The organism is Ruegeria sp. HKCCD6157, from assembly GCF_013110685.1.
GTDB lineage: Bacteria > Pseudomonadota > Alphaproteobacteria > Rhodobacterales > Rhodobacteraceae > Ruegeria.
In genome coordinates, this window is the sequence record NZ_WVRB01000002.1 from 158,850 (window position 1) to 174,000 (window position 15,151).

Below are 15,151 nucleotides of genomic sequence, written 5' to 3' on the forward strand. Positions count from 1 at the left end.
AAATAGCGGCCCGGCTCCCCAGCATTTTCCCAACTTGAAGGAGCGGTCCGATGGAAGCGCGGCTATTGCCATACCTTCTGATCCTCCCGGTGACTCTGTTTCTCTGCCTGTTCTTTCTTTACCCGTTTGCGTTGGTGGCGCAGCAGGCTTTTGGAACCGAGAGCGGTTTCTCACTGGATAATTTTCGCGAGGTTGTGAACTACTGGAAGTTCCCGATTTCAATGAAGAACACTTTTCTTCTGGCAGCGGCTGTGGTGCCGATCCAGTTGGCCCTTTCGCTTCTGATGGCCACAATGGTCACGAAGATGCAAAGGGGACGCGATCTGGTTCTGTACATTTGGACCATCCCGCTGGGCATTTCGGACCTTGCAGCTGGTATCATCTGGTTGGCTATCTTCGAGCAGTCAGGCTTCCTGAATTCGATGATGGTGGGATTGGGTGTCACTGACCAACCTGTGAGTTTGCTGAGCTATCAGACCCCCTGGATTGTATTCCTTGCGATTATGCTGGCCGAGATTTGGCGCGCAACCGCGATTATGCTTGTGATCCTTGTCGCAGGCATCGGCTTGATACCCAAGGAATACTATGAGGCCGCAGACGTGTTCGGAGCCTCGCGCTGGAAGCAATTCACGCGGATCACCCTGCCCCTTTTGCGCCCGTCCCTGCAAACGGCCCTGGTCCTGCGCGTCATCCTTGCCTTTGAGGTTTTTGCCGTGGTCGCAGCCCTTGGGGGCACGATTTTTCCGGTGCTTATGGGCGAGATCTACGCCTATCAGTTTGATCTGCAAAATGGCGGTGCGGCAGCAGCACTCGCGATCATCGTTCTGATTATCTCGATCGTCTTCACTCTGATCATTATGCGCGCCTTGCGCGTCCCGAAAGGAGCCACGATATGACGGCTGTTGCAGACGTAGTTGCCCCCGACGCGCGTAAGGCGGGCAAAGGGCTTTACCGGGCCGGGGTTATCCTGCTGTGCGCCTGGGTGATCGTCCCGCTCTACCTGCTGTTTGTGAATACGATGTCCTCACCGGATACTGTGAACAGCTTCCCCAAGAGCTTCCTCCCGGAATTTGACATGGGATCCTTGGAATTCTTTGCGGGGTTCCAGGGAATGCTGGCGGCACTGTGGAATTCAGTTGTGGTTGCTTTGATGACGATGGTGATGTCCATCGCGATCGGAGCCCCGGCTGGGTACGCCCTGTCACGGTTCGACTTCCGGGGGAAGGAACTGTTCCGCCTGTTGATCCTGCTGACACGGGCTTTCCCACTGCCACTGCTGGCGTTGCCTCTGGCGGTTCTCTTTATCCGCACGGGTCTGGATGACACAGCCTTCGGTCTGGCCCTTGTCCACACCACACTGGCAATCCCCTTTGCGGTGCTCATAACCTTTTCGCTATTCTCAGGCATTCCGCTTGAGCTGGAAGAAGCGGCCTGGACATTGGGCTGCACGCGGCTGACCGCCTTTACCAAGGTGATCCTGCCGTTGGTCCTCCCGGGGATCACGGCCTCGGCTATCTTTGCCTTCGTAATCTCGTGGAACGAGGTTTTCGCGGCCGCCGTTCTGACCATCGAAAACCGGACGCTTCCCGCGTTCCTGTTGCAGACCCTGGGCGAAGCACCGCTGCATCTGAAATTTGCAGGCGGGTTCATTCTCGTGGTGCCTGCACTGATTTTTATCTTCGCCGTGCGCAAATATCTCTTTGCCATGTGGGGTATTGCCAACCGCTGAGCGGTGGCTGAAAGGAAACTGTTATGGCTGAAATACAGATCAAAAACATCGCCAAGAACTTTGGGTCCTACCAGGCTCTGCACGACATCAACCTGACCATCTCAGATCAGGAATTCATGGTGCTTTTAGGTGCTTCGGGCTGTGGCAAGTCCACGCTTTTGCGTATCATTGCGGGGCTCGAGACAGCGACCACCGGCGAGGTCTGGATCGGTGGCCGCCGGGTGGATCACCTGTCGCCAAAGGATCGCGGTATCTCGATGGTGTTCCAGAATTACGCGGTGTTCCCGCATCTGACGGTGTTCGAAAATATCGGCTTTGGTCTGCGGATGCAGAAACTGCCCGATGAGGAAGTCAAACGTCGGGTCGAACGCACCGCTGGGTTGATGCATATCGAGCAGCTTCTGAAGCGCTATTCGGGCGAGCTTTCGGGTGGACAGCGCCAACGGGTCGCCGTTGCCCGTGCGTTGGCGATGGAACCGGATGTGATCCTGATGGACGAGCCGCTGTCTAACCTTGACGCATTGTTGCGGATGGAGATGCGGGCCGAGCTGAAGGGTGTTCTGGCTGAAAGTAAAACCACGGCAATCTACGTGACCCACGATCAGGTCGAAGCCATGTCCATGGCTGACCGGATCAGCGTCATGCATCAGGGCAAAATAGTTCAGGCCGCCTCGCCTATCGAGGTGTACCGGGATCCTGCGGCCGAGTTTGTGGCCAGCTTTATCGGCAATCCGCCAATGAACTTCCTTCCTGCCGAAGCAGCGGGTTCCGGGCGCTGGAATGTGGCCGGGCAAAACTTTGACGGGCCGGCAAACGGCAAAGAGCTGAAATGGGCGATTCGACCGGAAGATCTGCGCATTGCAGATCAGGGTTTCGGAGCGCGGGCCAAAGTTGTGGAGCCTCTGGGCGCGCACTTGCTGGTGACTTGCGATGTGGACGGGCACCAATTCCGCGCTGTGCTGGATAGTGAGCTCGACGTGAAACCCGGTGACGTACTCACCTTGGCGCCGCAAGAGGGTCGCGGACGCTGGTTTGACCCCAAAACAACTCTGGCCGTTGCGTAAAGGAGAACCACGATGAGCCAAGCGCTGATCGATCAGGCCTGCAAAGTAATGGAAGGCAACGACCGTGGCAGTTATACCGTGCCTACCCACGGTCTCTATCCCTTTCAGTGGAACTGGGATAGCGCATTGTCTGCGTTAGGCTTTTCGCATTTCGACATGGACAGGGCTTGGGTCGAGGTCGAGACTCTAATGGCCCATCAGTGGGAAGACGGTATGGTGCCCCATATCGTGTTTCACGAACCCGATGACGGCTATTTCCCCGGTCCTGACGTCTGGCAAACCGGCCAATCTGTACCGACGACCGGTATCACCCAGCCGGCGGTTGCGGGTCTTGCCCTGCGAAAACTCTATAATCGGGCCGAAGACAAAGCCGCCGCCCGGACGCGGCTTGCTGAACTTCTGCCCAAGGTCCACGCATGGCATCAGTGGTTCTACCGCAACCGCGATCCAGAAAACACCGGGCTGGTGGCAATCATTCACCCGTGGGAATCCGGGCGAGACAACTCGGTGGACTGGGACGAAGGGCTGGATGCTGTACCGACTGAGGGCATAGCACCGTTCACGCGACGCGATACAACTCATGCCAATCCCGATCATCGCCCGACAGATGATCAGTACCAAAGGTATATCTGGTTGGTGGAACACTTCCGCGGATTGCGATGGGATAACACAAAACTACATGACGCCTCGCCTTTCCGACTGGTTGACCCAGGGTTCAATGCCATCCTTATTCGGTCTTGTGACGATGTTGCGGAATTGGCGGAGATTTTGGGTATTCCTGCTATGGCCTCTGAAGCACGCGAAATGGCCACCAAGGGCCGTGAAGCGTTGGAAAGCTTATGGAATGCAAATCTTGGACAATACACGTGTTACAATCGCGCCGCCGGGATTCTGCAAGACACGCCAACGGTCGGCGGGTTACTTGCGGCAATTGCTCAGGTGCCTCCCGAGCGCGCCGAAGCCCTGGTGCGAAGGATCGCCTTGCTGTCCGAGCGATGCGATTATCTGGTGCCAAGCCACGACCCGGCGGATGACGCCTTTGACAGTAAACGCTACTGGCGTGGACCGACATGGCTGGTCGTGAACTATATGATTGCCGAAGGGCTTATCCAATCAGGACAGGAAGCAATGGCACAACGTATCCTTGCTGGCAGCTTGCGCCTCATTGAGAAAAGCGGCTTTGCGGAATACTATGATCCCATCAGCGGTGAACCGTGTGGGGGTGGAGATTTCACTTGGACAGCTGCAATGGTGATTGAAATTCTCAAGATTCAAAAAGTGCCCGCATGAAACGTTCGCGCATCAACGAGATTATGGCTCAAGCAGATGAGTTAATACGCTTTCACGGTTTCACATTGCCGCCGTTTGCCTATTGGACGCCAGAAGAATTTAAGGCTCGTGAAAGCGATGCCCGTCACGTGATTGACGCGCGTTGCGGTTGGGATATCACTGATTACGGCGACGGTGATTTTGATCGGATGGGCCTGTTTCTTTTCACCCTGCGCAACGGTCTGCAGAACGACTTAGCGAAAGGCGGTGGCATGTGTTACGCTGAGAAGCTGTTGATTTCACGGCAGGATCAGCTTTCGCCGATGCACACGCATGTTCTGAAGGCAGAAGATATCATCAACCGTGGTGGCGCGACCCTAGTGGTCGAGCTTTTCGGCTCGGATGATACCGGTGGTTTTGCAGAGGATCGCGGCGGCGTAGTCTGGCTGGATGGTATCCGCCGCGACTACGGCCCGGGCGAGAAACTGCGCCTGGCCCCCGGTGAAAGCGTCACCCTTCGCCCTGGTGATTGGCACGCGTTTTGGGGCGAAGGTGGCGATGTGCTGATCGGCGAGGTCTCGACCGTAAATGACGACGAGACCGACAATGTTTTTCGCGACCCAATTGGCCGATTTGCCGAGGTTCAGGAGGACGTCGCGCCGACACATCTTCTGGTCAGCGACTACTCAAAATGGCTAGGCTGATTGATGAAGCCATTGGAGGAGTTCGTGGCGTCTTGGCGCGAACTTAACCTTCTCTATCCGAGTTTGGGCGGTCATCCTTCACCAAAAATTGGCAATATCTATAGGCTTCATTTGCCCGTTCGCTGCGTTGTGCTTCAACAGCTGGAAACGCGAACAACGCCACGGTTTTAGAATCACCACGATATTCAATTCGCCTGAAAATTAGACGTTACTTACGACGACAGTATCAAATCGAGCCTGAACGACTTGAAAATTCTGATTTGAGCGTGAAACTTAACACATGAGTGAGTATTTTGATGAAATGTTCAACGGCGATGGATCACTCAGAGGTCCATATGAAGAGATCGGCCGCTGGTTCAATGCTGAAGACGTATCACGGCTGAGGGCGAAACAGCGTGAAGCCGAAGAAGTTTTTAGGCTGACGGGCATCACCTTTAATGTTTACGGCAAAGCAGAGGCAGAAGAACGACTGATACCGTTTGATATCGTGCCGCGTGTCATTTCGGCACGAGAGTGGCAGCGGCTGGAACGAGGTATCGAACAGCGAGTTCGGGCAATCAACGCGTTTCTTCATGACATATACCACCGTCAGGAAATTGTTCGCGCTGGCCGTGTGCCGGCTGAGATGATCGCCGCAAACGAAGCGTTCCTGCCGCAGATGTTGGGCATCACGCCACCTGGTAAGGTCTATACGCACATAGTCGGTGTTGATTTGGTGCGAACCGGGCCGGACGAGTTTTTTGTGCTGGAAGACAATGCGCGTACACCGTCCGGTGTGAGCTATATGCTCGAGAACCGGGAAACGATGCTCAAAATGTTCCCGGAACTGTTTAGCGCCACAAATGTCCGGAATGTTTCCGATTACCCGCGTAGTTTAAGACGGTCCCTGGCTGCATGCGCGCCAGCTTGCGCCGAGGGAGAACCCACTGTCGCCGTGTTGACGCCTGGCATCTACAATTCAGCCTACTACGAGCACGCCTTCTTGGCAGATCAGATGGCCGTGGAATTGGTCGAAGGTCACGACTTGCGGGTTGTAAACGGGCGTGTCTGCATGCGCACCACCAGAGGTTATAAACCCATTGACGTTCTCTATCGCAGAGTGGATGACGACTTTCTGGACCCGTTGAATTTCAACCCCGACAGCGCATTGGGCGTGCCGGGTATTCTGGACGTTTATCGCGCTGGCGGTATCACGATTGCGAACGCCCCGGGAACAGGTATAGCCGATGACAAGGCGATCTATTCATACATGCCTGAAATCGTTGAATTCTACACGGGTGAGAAGCCCCTGCTTCAAAATGTTCCCACGTGGCGTTGCAGCGATCCCGAATCTCTGTCCTACGTACTGGACAATCTGTCCGAGCTTGTTGTGAAAGAAGTGCACGGGTCTGGCGGCTACGGGATGTTGATCGGCCCGACCGCCAGCAAGAAAGAGATTTCAGCTTTCCGCGACAAGCTCAAAGCGCGGCCGGCGAACTATATTGCTCAACCGACACTGTCGCTTTCAACCGTTCCGATCTTCGCGCGCTCGGGGCTGGCCCCCAGACATGTCGATCTGCGGCCTTTCGTATTAGTGTCGCCTGAGGGGATCAAGATCACTCCCGGCGGCCTGACCCGCGTGGCACTTAAAAAGGGGTCATTGGTCGTCAACTCGAGCCAGGGCGGTGGAACCAAAGACACCTGGGTTCTGGAGGACTGACCATGCTGGGAAAAACTGCTGGTGGGTTGTTCTGGATGTCCCGCTACCTGGAACGAGCGGAAAACACGGCCAGGCTGCTTGAAACAGGTCAGCGGATGGCGTTGACCCGCACCAAGAATTCGACCGAAGAATGGGGTTCTGTTCTGAAAACGGCCGGCGTTCTGGATGGGTACCACGCCAAATACGATGATGTTTCAAAAGACAACGCGGTGGATTGGATGCTGCGTGATGCGGATAATCCATCCTCGATCAAGTCAGTCATCAAGCAGGCAAGAGACAATGCGCGCCTTGTTCGAACCGCACTGACACACGATGTTTGGAGCGCAGTAAACTCTACCTGGATGCAGATTGATGATGTCATGAAGCGCCGCGTGAATGAGCGGGACCTGCCTGCGACGCTGGAGCTTATTCGCCAACAGGCGGCCCTGGTTCGTGGCGCTACATTGGGCACGATGCTACGCAATGACATTTTCGACTTCACCCGCATTGGTACCTTCGTCGAACGAGCCGACAATACCGGGCGCATTCTGGATGTGAAATACTACGTTCTTCTGCCCACAGCTTTCTCAGTTGGCTCATCACTGGACAACATCCAATGGGAAAGCATTCTCCGTTCCGTCGGCGCTGGCGGAGGATATCGAATGACCCACGGTGAGAAAACCCAGCCGTCTGATATCGCACAGTTTTTGATCTTGGATCAGCGAATGCCGCGCAGCCTTCACTTTTGCTGCAGAAAAATTCAAGAAAACCTTTCTTACCTAAAGAAAGACTATGGCTTTGCCGGGCCTTCCTGCGAGGCCTCGAATGGCCTCTACGAGAAATACCTGGATCAAAAAATCTCTGATATCTTCGAAATCGGTCTGCATGAGTACATTCAGGATTTTCTGACAGATCTCGGCAGCTTAAGTCGACAGATCGAGGTTGATTACAGGTTCTACGAGTAGCCAATGAAACTGCACATTCGACACGAGACACGATACGATTTCGATGCACCCGTTCCCTTCGGGCTGCAACAGCTGAGAAAGACACCAAAGTCATTCCGCAATCAGAACATTGTAAGTTGGAGCACCCAAATCACTGGCGGGCGCAAAGAACTGACTTTTGAAGACTACCACCGCAACACCGTGGAATTGATCAGTTTCGACGTAAACACCCAAAGCATCTCGTTGATTTCAGAAGGCGTTGTAGAAGTGGAAGACACACATGGCGTCCTCGGGCGTCACGAAGGGTCGACTCCATTATGGTTATTCAAAAGGAGCACCCCGCAGACAACGCCGGGGAAAGGGGTTGCCGAAGTTATAGGCGCGTTGCCCAAAGGCGAACCGCTGGAAAAGATGCATGCCCTTTCCGAAAGCATTCGCACTCAGGTCGCGTACGAGATTGGAAGTTCGCACCCGGGCTGGAGCGCAGAAGACGCACTCGAATCCGGGTGCGGCGTGTGTCAGGACCACGCGCATATTTTCATTGCCTGCGCACGACAGATCGGAGTTCCGGCACGCTATGTATCGGGTTACCTGATGATGAACGAAACGGAACTACAGGACGCGACCCATGCCTGGGCTGAAGTGTACTTGGACGGGCTTGGGTGGGTTGGGTTCGACGTTTCAAACGGGATTTCACCTGACGATCGATACGTACGCGTCGCGACCGGTCTGGACTATTCCCAAGCTGCCCCAGTAATAGGGAACAGAATTGGGGCAGCGGGTGAGCAATTGACAGTGCAGTTGCAGGTCGCACAGCAATAACGGAGAACTTGATGACCTATGCTGTGGGTATGCGGCTGAATCGCGGGTTGGTGTTCATGTCCGACACGCGCACGAATGCAGGCGTCGATAATGTTTCGACCTTCAACAAGATGTTCAATTGGACAGTTGATGGCGATCGGTCGATCACTATCCTAACGGCCGGAAACCTTGCGACTACTCAGGCCACCATAAGCCTTCTGGAAGAGCGGACCAAAGCGCCAGAAGATCGCTCGCCGTCCATACTGGAAGCACCGACAATGTTCCAAGTCGCGCAACTGGTCGCGGCTACGTTGAATGACGTCATACAGGAGCATTCCCGATCCGGTCAGCAAGCCGACAGCGCCTTTCATGCGACACTCATTTTAGGTGGCCAGATCAAAGGTGGCCCGTCTCGCCTGTTTCTGATCTACCCCGAAGGCAACTTTATCGAGGCTGGCGCTGACACTCCATTCTTTCAGATTGGAGAGACGAAATACGGTCGTCCAATTCTGGTGCGCGCCTATGATCCGGAGATGAGCTTTGCGGAAACTGTGAAACTCCTGCTTGTCAGCTTCGACTCCACGATCAAGGCCAATCTATCTGTCGGAGCTCCGCTTGACCTTCTTCTTTACGATGAAGACAGTCTTGAAGGCGGCACACGGTCCAGATTCGAACCCGACGATCAGTACTTTCGCACCATTTCCGAGGTGTGGGGCGACGCGTTGAAATCGGCCTTGTCCAAGCTTCCAGAATACAAACCAGAGCGAAAGCCAAACGATTGAGCGTCCGCTTTGTCCGCATCGCCGACTTTCGCTGAGCTTTGCTTGAGTGTCTACTTGGCGGGCTAGGCAGACGATGGTTTATACGATCGCACCCGTGTTTCCGCCGGCAATATAAGCGCGCCGTGTTTGCCAAATTCGGAAGAACAGTATTGAATCTGAAACGGATTAACCTGAGTTGTCGACGCGTGCTTGGATAGTAACACTGATTTCAAAACGCAATCTTCTTGTTGCTGGAGTGGAGGCCTGAAAGCTTTACTTCAGGCAACTCATGAAGCTTGCATTTCCCTCTCCGGCCAGAACTCGTCCACTATGACATAAGCGACAATCACGAAGAAAGCGGCCCCTGCAACTTGCAAAACGCGCGTGATACTTTTGACGTCAGCTTCATCCGAAAACGGTGCAACCGACCCACCGTAAACGATCAGAACCGTTGTCAACGCCGAACCGGCTGCTGCCGCGAGTGCGGCCTGAGACTTCCCAAGCGCTCCCAGGGTGAAGCAGAAGAACAGACATAACAAAATGGGCGTCAGAATAACCGGTGCGATCACGTTCACCTCGTAACAAATGATCGACACCGCTGCCCCAAGCAGGTTTGCCGTAAGCATAGCTTTGGCGACGGCTTTTCCCATCGACGGCATGGCGGCCAACTGCTGGCTCAAAAGAGCGACAAAGAACAGAACCAGCAAAGCAGATGCCCCGGACACAAAAAACACCATGGCAAATGGAAGCGTCACAAGCGACATTCTGACGATCCGCCGGTACCGGTCAAAATCTGGTGGCGCGTCGGCTTTTTTCTGGGCGACTGTTTGAGGTTCCGCTGGGATCATCACAAACATCAGCGTGGATACGAAACCTGCAAATAGCAGGTTAATCGGTATCCAAAATACAAGCACAAGCGCCAGATCCTGCGATTGCAAAACGAGGTTCGGGATCATCAACGCCCCCATGAGTGCTATGACACCGGGTAGAACTCCGGCCCCTGAAACTGACCACATGAAGGACAGGATGATCCCGATGGCAACCAGAATAAGGAATACCACGGGATAGGGAGCGAAAACGGACGACAACAGGAATGAGATGAACATCAATCCTATAGAGAAAACAAACAGCTTTGCGAATGCCGCCAACGGCAGCGCGGTGGGCGCTTGTAGGAACAGCGCGGTGAAAACTGCTCCCACAACCGCCAAAGGCCACCCAAGAAACAAGCCCAAGGCGAAAACGCCGGTCACACCCAGCGCAAGCCGGATAACGGATTTTCGATCCTCAATAGGCATAGGATAGTATTGAGACCAAACGGATATAGGTCCGGCCGACCACATTCAGCAGGGAATTGTCGCTCAAATACATGATCACGTCGGCCTGCCCGTTGAGTTGGAAGCGCAGTTCGTCTTCGGCGTTTCCGGCCTCGTATCCCGGCAGCACGATCCGAACGGGAAACCGTTCTGGTTCGCGCAGAAACCCCTTGGTACTTGGCGGGCTGGCCAACTGGCCAGGTTCATCGCCACCGCTCAAGGATACAGCCGCGCTGAAGCTCTCAATGACACCCGGGATAATTTGACCGGGGTGCATATCCAACACGACATCAACAGGAGAACCCACCCCAGCCCGGCCTAGGTTGTTTTCCGTAAAATACGCCTCTATCCATATGTCGGTTGCATCCAGGAACGTCAAAAGGTCCTGACCGGACCGTGCATACGTACCCGGGGCGATCAACAGATTGGATATGACACCCGTCGCCGGAGCACGCAGTTCAGTCCATTCCAGGTTTAGCTCTGCATCCGCCAAGGCAGCTAACGCGCGCTGAATTTTTGGATTTTCGATCCCGTCGTCACCCAGCCTCTGCTTTGCTTTTTCAAGATCCGCTTTGGCGTTCTCGTAATTTGCCTCGGACTCTGCCAGTTGACCTCGGGCATCGTCGGCTTTTGAGACGGCGATCAATCCCTTTCTTTCCAGCGCAAAAACACGCTCTGTTTGAATGCGTATTGTGTCCAGATCGCTCTGGGCCCGCGCCAGTTTGGCTTGCGCGGCTCTTACCTCTGCCGAGGATGCACCCACCTCCTGCGTTGCCGCTTCCAGATCAGCTTCCGCCTTGTTGCGTTGAATTTCGTAGGGCCTGGGGTCGATCCGAACCAGAATATCACCTGCCGAGACGATCTGTCCGTTTTCGACAAGAACTTCGGTCACTGTACCCGTGACCTGTGGAACGATCTGGGTCGCAATGGCCTTTACTCTGGCATTCCCGGTAAACGGCGTTTTTCGGTCAGCGACAAGATACCAGACAAGAAAAACAAGAATGACGGCCAAAGTGGTCCAAATCGTCTTTCTCATTTCGTGGCTCCTTCAGCCGCGCTTTCAGCTTCTGCAGGGGCGTCGATCCAGACCTTGAAAAGCTCATAAAACACGGCAAACAGAACAGGTCCCATAAAAATGCCGATCAAGCCATAGGCCATCATGCCGCCAAGAACACCAATGAGTATGACCAGCATTGGTGTTTCGAGGCCTTTTGAGATGAATACAGGCCTTAGGAAGCTGTCCATTATCGCAACGGGAATAGCCAGTATTGTGAAGATCAACGCAGCACCGCCGGACATGGTGCTCCAAGCGTAAATAATCACTGGCAAAAGAACCAAGCCGGGCCCGATCTGGATAATCGAGAGGATCAAACAGATAAACGCCAGCGTGGCGGCCGAGCCAATTCCGAACAGCGCCAACAATATCCAAACCACGACCGCCTGAATCGCAGCCACGCCAATCACACCTTTTGTCACGTTGCGGATCGTAGCGCCGGCAAGTGTAACGAACTCACCGCCACGGGGCGCAAAGACACGGTTGGCAAAGCGCTGCAGGCCTTGCACCAGACTTGGACCAGGGCTGAACAAAGCCCCCATGATCAAGACGGACAGGGCCAACGCCAAGAGCCCAAGCCCGATGCTTAGCACCTTTCCGAACAGTGATTTGGTGATCTCAAGAATCTGCGCGCCGTATTTGGCAAGCGCGCCGTCAAGGTTTCGTTCAAACAAGCCCCAGACTTCAGCAATTTTGTTTCCGACCAGCGGCAGCTCCTTTAAGCCATCGGGTGCCGGTGGGACTTTTAGCTCGCCGTTGTCAGCTTGTTCTGCAAATCCAGACCCAAGTTCGGCTGCTCCGGATACCGCTGTCGCGACCGGCCCCAAGGTCAGAACGAGGCCCAACAACACCAGTATCGTCGTCGCAAGCTTCTTTCTTCCGCCCAACCTGGACTGCAGCCAATCGAAAACCGGATAGAGTGCGACGCACAGGATCGTCGCCCAGATGACCACGCTTGCCAGCGGGGCGACCATTACCAAAGCGCTGTAAAGGAATAGCCCGAGAAACAGCAATCTAATCGCGAGATCGACAATCTTCGCGTCCTGAGTCTTTTCCATACCATCCCTCCAACATTTGTTTGTTCAAACTTTACACTCAAATAAATTAATATGTATATTTAAAATACCAAAAAACCTGTAACCATTTGAAGTAAATCGATAACCTGGATTTCAGAGGGGCTATTCGGTCGACGTATTGCCTGCGTATGAAATCGCATTGGCTCGGCGGGGCAAAACTAGTTGTCCTCTTGCTTGTCGTCCTGGGACAGGATTGTATCTGCCACCGTAGTCGCTGCGGTCACGAAGATACCGAGCCCAACGATGATGTAGAAAATTGTAAATATTTTCCCTGCCGCTGTTTCAGGGGAAAAGTCACCGAACCCAACGGTCGAAATTGTCACAACAGAAAAATAGATTGAGTCAAGCCAGCTCCAACCTTCGACATAACGGTAAAACACCGACGCCCAGAGGATCATGCCAGTAGTGAATGCTAGAAGGCCCTTCACCCTGCCATCTTTAAAGGCGACGCTTATACCTCGCGTAATTCTCGTTAGTGAATTCATAACGTAAGAATACCAAGGGATTTATATATACATAGAATTTTTTGAATTTTCTTGTATTTTTCCAAAACCCTGTTGCGCTCCCACCGTGTGTGTCCGGCAGGAATGTTAACCAATTTCTCGCTCAATCGCTTCAGGACTACTCAAGTCAATTCTGTTTTCAATCACCCGGCAAAGTCGGCAATGGGCTCGGCAGAGTCATTCGGTGCACTCGGCGTGAACGAATACTTCGCGGACAAAGCCGCCGTTCATTCTCTCCCTTGGACTGCGCCAATTTTCAGTCCAAGAGGATGATTCGCGCGTTGAAATTCGACAGAATGTTGTCTTTGAATTCAAGCTCACTGGCTTCCGTCAGAGCTATTGGTTGCCGGCACGGCTGGTGAGTTCCTCCATAACGTTGTCGAGGTTAAAGCTGCCGGGTTTTTGCCTTGGCGGAAACTCCTCGAAGCTTTGCAACCACTGCCCAACGTAGGCAGCAGCAGGAGCTATCGCGAACATATGTTCAAGGAACCAGCGCTGGTAACCCATAGCGTTCTCTTCCTCGGCTCTCTCGAACGGATCACTCCGTAAGTTTGAAAGCATCGGTGCGCGCAACACCTCGAAAGGTGAGAGCCAAACATCAAGTCCATGTGCGTTCTGTTTTAGGAATGTCACCTTGTACTGTTCATAGCGCAAGGCGGCTACGCTGCCATCGTCAGTCCAATAAATGAATTCACTGCGTGGCCAATCATCAGTTTCACCTGAGAGCGACGGAAGTAGATTGTAGCCGTCCAGATGTGCCTTGTATTGGCGACCGATCGCTTCAACGCCACCATCAAGTAGCCTTTCTTTGATGTCTGGCTCGCCGACAGAAGCCATAATGGTTGGCAACATGTCCGCATGTGAAGCTACGCCATTGATCTTCGATCCCGGCTCGATGACGCCCGGCCACTTGATGACAGTCGGGACACGATAGCCACCTTCCCATTGCGTATTTTTCTCGCCGCGGAAAGGGGTAGTACCACCGTCCGGCCACGTGAAGGTCTCGGCTCCGTTGTCTGTTGAATACATTACGACAGTGTTTTCGGCGATCCCAAGCTCCTCAAGTTTATCAAGTAGTACACCGACGTGCCCATCATGCTCGACCATACCGTCAGGATAAACACCAAGTCCCGTCACTCCGTCGGAGTCTTCCTTAAGATGCGTAAAAATGTGCATGCGAGTGGAATTCCACCAAAGGAAGAAAGGCTTGTCCTGTTCAACAGCTCTATCCATGAAATCCAACGCGCTTGCCGTGACTTCTTCGTCAACGGTTTCCATGCGTTTTTTCGTAAGCGGCCCGGTGTCCTCGATCGAGCCATCTGCGGTTGACTTGATCACCCCGCGCGGGCCGAAATTCTCCCTAAAGGTTTCATCCTTGGGATAATCTGGATTTTCAGGCTCTTCTTCTGCGTTGAGGTGGTAGAGGTTCCCGAAAAATTCATCGAAACCGTGATTGGTGGGGAGGTGCTCGTCACGGTCACCCAAATGGTTTTTGCCAAACTGGCCTGTCATATACCCGTGGTTTTTGAGTAGTCCAGCGATGGTGGGGTCTTCCACGGGCATGCCCTCAGGTGCGCCAGGAAGACCTACCTTTGTCAAACCTGTACGAATGGGAGATTGTCCAGTTATGAAAGCTGCTCGTCCTGCAGTACAGGACTGCTCTCCGTACCAGTCAGTAAATAGCGCGCCTTCTTTGGCTATACGGTCGATGTTGGGTGTCTGATAACCCATCATGCCATGGTTGTAGGCACTAATATTCCAAAACCCAATGTCATCTCCCCAAATAATCAGGAAGTTCATAGGAGGTTCATCTTGTGCGTAAACGGCCGTAGCGGTTGCGGCAAATAATGCCGCTACTATGGTGGATTTTGTTCTGTTTTTCATATTCGTCCTCCCAAAATTTCTTGCTAACACCGAATAACCTACCACAAATTCGAAGTTTTTTGTTGGGGCCCTTGTGGTTTCCAGGATTTCAGGCGGAAACGCGCAAGTGAAGTTTAAAACCCTGTCGACTTAAATGGCTTTACTAAACGAACTGGCCGATACCGTTTTCCAGCGCTTCAAACACGTAATTGGTCAAGACTGAATTCGCCGCATTTCGGAACCCCGCCAAAGCGTTTGCTGGACCACTTTTTCTTCTGCTTGAGAATCGATGCTGACATTCGCCTGAATATCGCGAACGATCGCTATGCGGACAATGCTGCCACTCGCAGTCGCTTAATGAAATTGAAAACAGACCTTTGTAACATCCGATC

Annotated in this window: 14 protein-coding genes; 9 read left to right on the forward strand and 5 right to left on the reverse strand. The window is 53.6% G+C overall.

The window, feature by feature from the left end; translation table 11 throughout:
- Positions 1–50 precede the first annotated feature (50 nt).
- The 9 genes from GS612_RS10855 (at position 51) to GS612_RS10895 (ending at position 8,971) form a co-directional block, all read left to right on the forward strand.
- On the forward strand, positions 51–896 hold the full coding sequence (locus GS612_RS10855; protein ID WP_152459492.1) for a carbohydrate ABC transporter permease: 846 nt from the start codon (positions 51–53) through the stop codon (positions 894–896).
- A complete protein-coding gene (locus GS612_RS10860) occupies positions 893–1,729 on the forward strand; it encodes a carbohydrate ABC transporter permease (protein ID WP_152459493.1) in 837 nt (278 codons plus the stop codon). Before GS612_RS10855 ends, GS612_RS10860 begins: the two co-directional genes overlap by 4 nt.
- A gap of 23 nt (positions 1,730–1,752) precedes the next feature.
- On the forward strand, positions 1,753–2,793 hold the full coding sequence (locus tag GS612_RS10865; RefSeq protein ID WP_152459494.1) for an ABC transporter ATP-binding protein: 1,041 nt from the start codon (positions 1,753–1,755) through the stop codon (positions 2,791–2,793).
- 12 nt (positions 2,794–2,805) lie between these two features.
- Complete coding sequence (locus GS612_RS10870) at positions 2,806–4,083, forward strand: amylo-alpha-1,6-glucosidase (RefSeq protein WP_171640263.1); 1,278 nt, start codon at positions 2,806–2,808, stop codon at positions 4,081–4,083.
- On the forward strand, positions 4,080–4,766 hold the full coding sequence (locus GS612_RS10875; RefSeq protein WP_171640265.1) for a D-lyxose/D-mannose family sugar isomerase: 687 nt from the start codon (positions 4,080–4,082) through the stop codon (positions 4,764–4,766). Before GS612_RS10870 ends, GS612_RS10875 begins: the two co-directional genes overlap by 4 nt.
- Positions 4,767–5,046: 280 nt before the next feature.
- On the forward strand, positions 5,047–6,465 hold the full coding sequence (locus tag GS612_RS10880) for a circularly permuted type 2 ATP-grasp protein (RefSeq protein WP_152459497.1): 1,419 nt from the start codon (positions 5,047–5,049) through the stop codon (positions 6,463–6,465).
- A 2-nt stretch (positions 6,466–6,467) separates the two neighbouring features.
- On the forward strand, positions 6,468–7,409 hold the full coding sequence (locus tag GS612_RS10885; RefSeq protein ID WP_152459498.1) for an alpha-E domain-containing protein: 942 nt from the start codon (positions 6,468–6,470) through the stop codon (positions 7,407–7,409).
- Positions 7,410–7,412: 3 nt separating this feature from the next.
- Positions 7,413–8,210, forward strand: coding sequence for a transglutaminase family protein (locus GS612_RS10890; protein ID WP_152459499.1), 798 nt, complete (start codon positions 7,413–7,415; stop codon positions 8,208–8,210).
- Positions 8,211–8,221: 11 nt separating this feature from the next.
- A complete protein-coding gene (locus GS612_RS10895; RefSeq protein ID WP_171640267.1) occupies positions 8,222–8,971 on the forward strand; it encodes a proteasome-type protease in 750 nt (249 codons plus the stop codon).
- 266 nt (positions 8,972–9,237) lie between these two features.
- Here the strand turns inward: GS612_RS10895 and GS612_RS10900 are convergent, their stop codons facing one another.
- From GS612_RS10900 to GS612_RS10920, 5 genes are all read right to left on the reverse strand, one after another.
- Positions 9,238–10,245: a DUF2955 domain-containing protein gene (locus GS612_RS10900; protein WP_171640269.1), complete on the reverse strand. Its 1,008-nt coding sequence runs from the start codon at positions 10,243–10,245 to the stop codon at positions 9,238–9,240.
- Positions 10,235–11,299, reverse strand: a complete 1,065-nt coding sequence (locus GS612_RS10905; protein ID WP_171640271.1) for an HlyD family secretion protein — start codon at positions 11,297–11,299, stop codon at positions 10,235–10,237. The genes GS612_RS10900 and GS612_RS10905 overlap by 11 nt, the downstream gene beginning before the upstream one ends.
- Entirely contained in the window at positions 11,296–12,375 is a 1,080-nt protein-coding gene (locus tag GS612_RS10910; RefSeq protein WP_171230012.1) for an AI-2E family transporter, read from the reverse strand. The genes GS612_RS10905 and GS612_RS10910 overlap by 4 nt, the downstream gene beginning before the upstream one ends.
- Before the next feature lie 176 nt (positions 12,376–12,551).
- Positions 12,552–12,821 carry a potassium channel family protein gene (locus GS612_RS10915; RefSeq protein ID WP_371807936.1) on the reverse strand — a complete coding sequence of 90 codons (270 nt, stop codon included), beginning with the start codon at positions 12,819–12,821 and terminating at the stop codon, positions 12,552–12,554.
- Between the two features lie 411 nt (positions 12,822–13,232).
- On the reverse strand, positions 13,233–14,780 hold the full coding sequence (locus GS612_RS10920) for an arylsulfatase (RefSeq protein WP_171640275.1): 1,548 nt from the start codon (positions 14,778–14,780) through the stop codon (positions 13,233–13,235).
- Positions 14,781–15,151 lie beyond the last annotated feature (371 nt).

Excerpts from the sequence above, each read along its gene's own strand:
- GS612_RS10855 (WP_152459492.1), top strand. The coding sequence starts at position 51 with ATGGAAGCGCGGCTATTGCCATACCTTCTGATCCTCCCGGTGACTCTG.
- GS612_RS10860 (WP_152459493.1), top strand. The coding sequence starts at position 893 with ATGACGGCTGTTGCAGACGTAGTTGCCCCCGACGCGCGTAAGGCGGGC.
- GS612_RS10865 (WP_152459494.1), top strand. The coding sequence starts at position 1,753 with ATGGCTGAAATACAGATCAAAAACATCGCCAAGAACTTTGGGTCCTAC.
- GS612_RS10870 (WP_171640263.1), top strand. The coding sequence starts at position 2,806 with ATGAGCCAAGCGCTGATCGATCAGGCCTGCAAAGTAATGGAAGGCAAC.
- GS612_RS10875 (WP_171640265.1), top strand. The coding sequence starts at position 4,080 with ATGAAACGTTCGCGCATCAACGAGATTATGGCTCAAGCAGATGAGTTA.
- GS612_RS10880 (WP_152459497.1), top strand. The coding sequence starts at position 5,047 with ATGAGTGAGTATTTTGATGAAATGTTCAACGGCGATGGATCACTCAGA.
- GS612_RS10885 (WP_152459498.1), top strand. The coding sequence starts at position 6,468 with ATGCTGGGAAAAACTGCTGGTGGGTTGTTCTGGATGTCCCGCTACCTG.
- GS612_RS10890 (WP_152459499.1), top strand. The coding sequence starts at position 7,413 with ATGAAACTGCACATTCGACACGAGACACGATACGATTTCGATGCACCC.
- GS612_RS10895 (WP_171640267.1), top strand. The coding sequence starts at position 8,222 with ATGACCTATGCTGTGGGTATGCGGCTGAATCGCGGGTTGGTGTTCATG.
- GS612_RS10900 (WP_171640269.1), bottom strand. The coding sequence starts at position 10,245 with ATGCCTATTGAGGATCGAAAATCCGTTATCCGGCTTGCGCTGGGTGTG.
- GS612_RS10905 (WP_171640271.1), bottom strand. The coding sequence starts at position 11,299 with ATGAGAAAGACGATTTGGACCACTTTGGCCGTCATTCTTGTTTTTCTT.
- GS612_RS10910 (WP_171230012.1), bottom strand. The coding sequence starts at position 12,375 with ATGGAAAAGACTCAGGACGCGAAGATTGTCGATCTCGCGATTAGATTG.
- GS612_RS10920 (WP_171640275.1), bottom strand. The coding sequence starts at position 14,780 with ATGAAAAACAGAACAAAATCCACCATAGTAGCGGCATTATTTGCCGCA.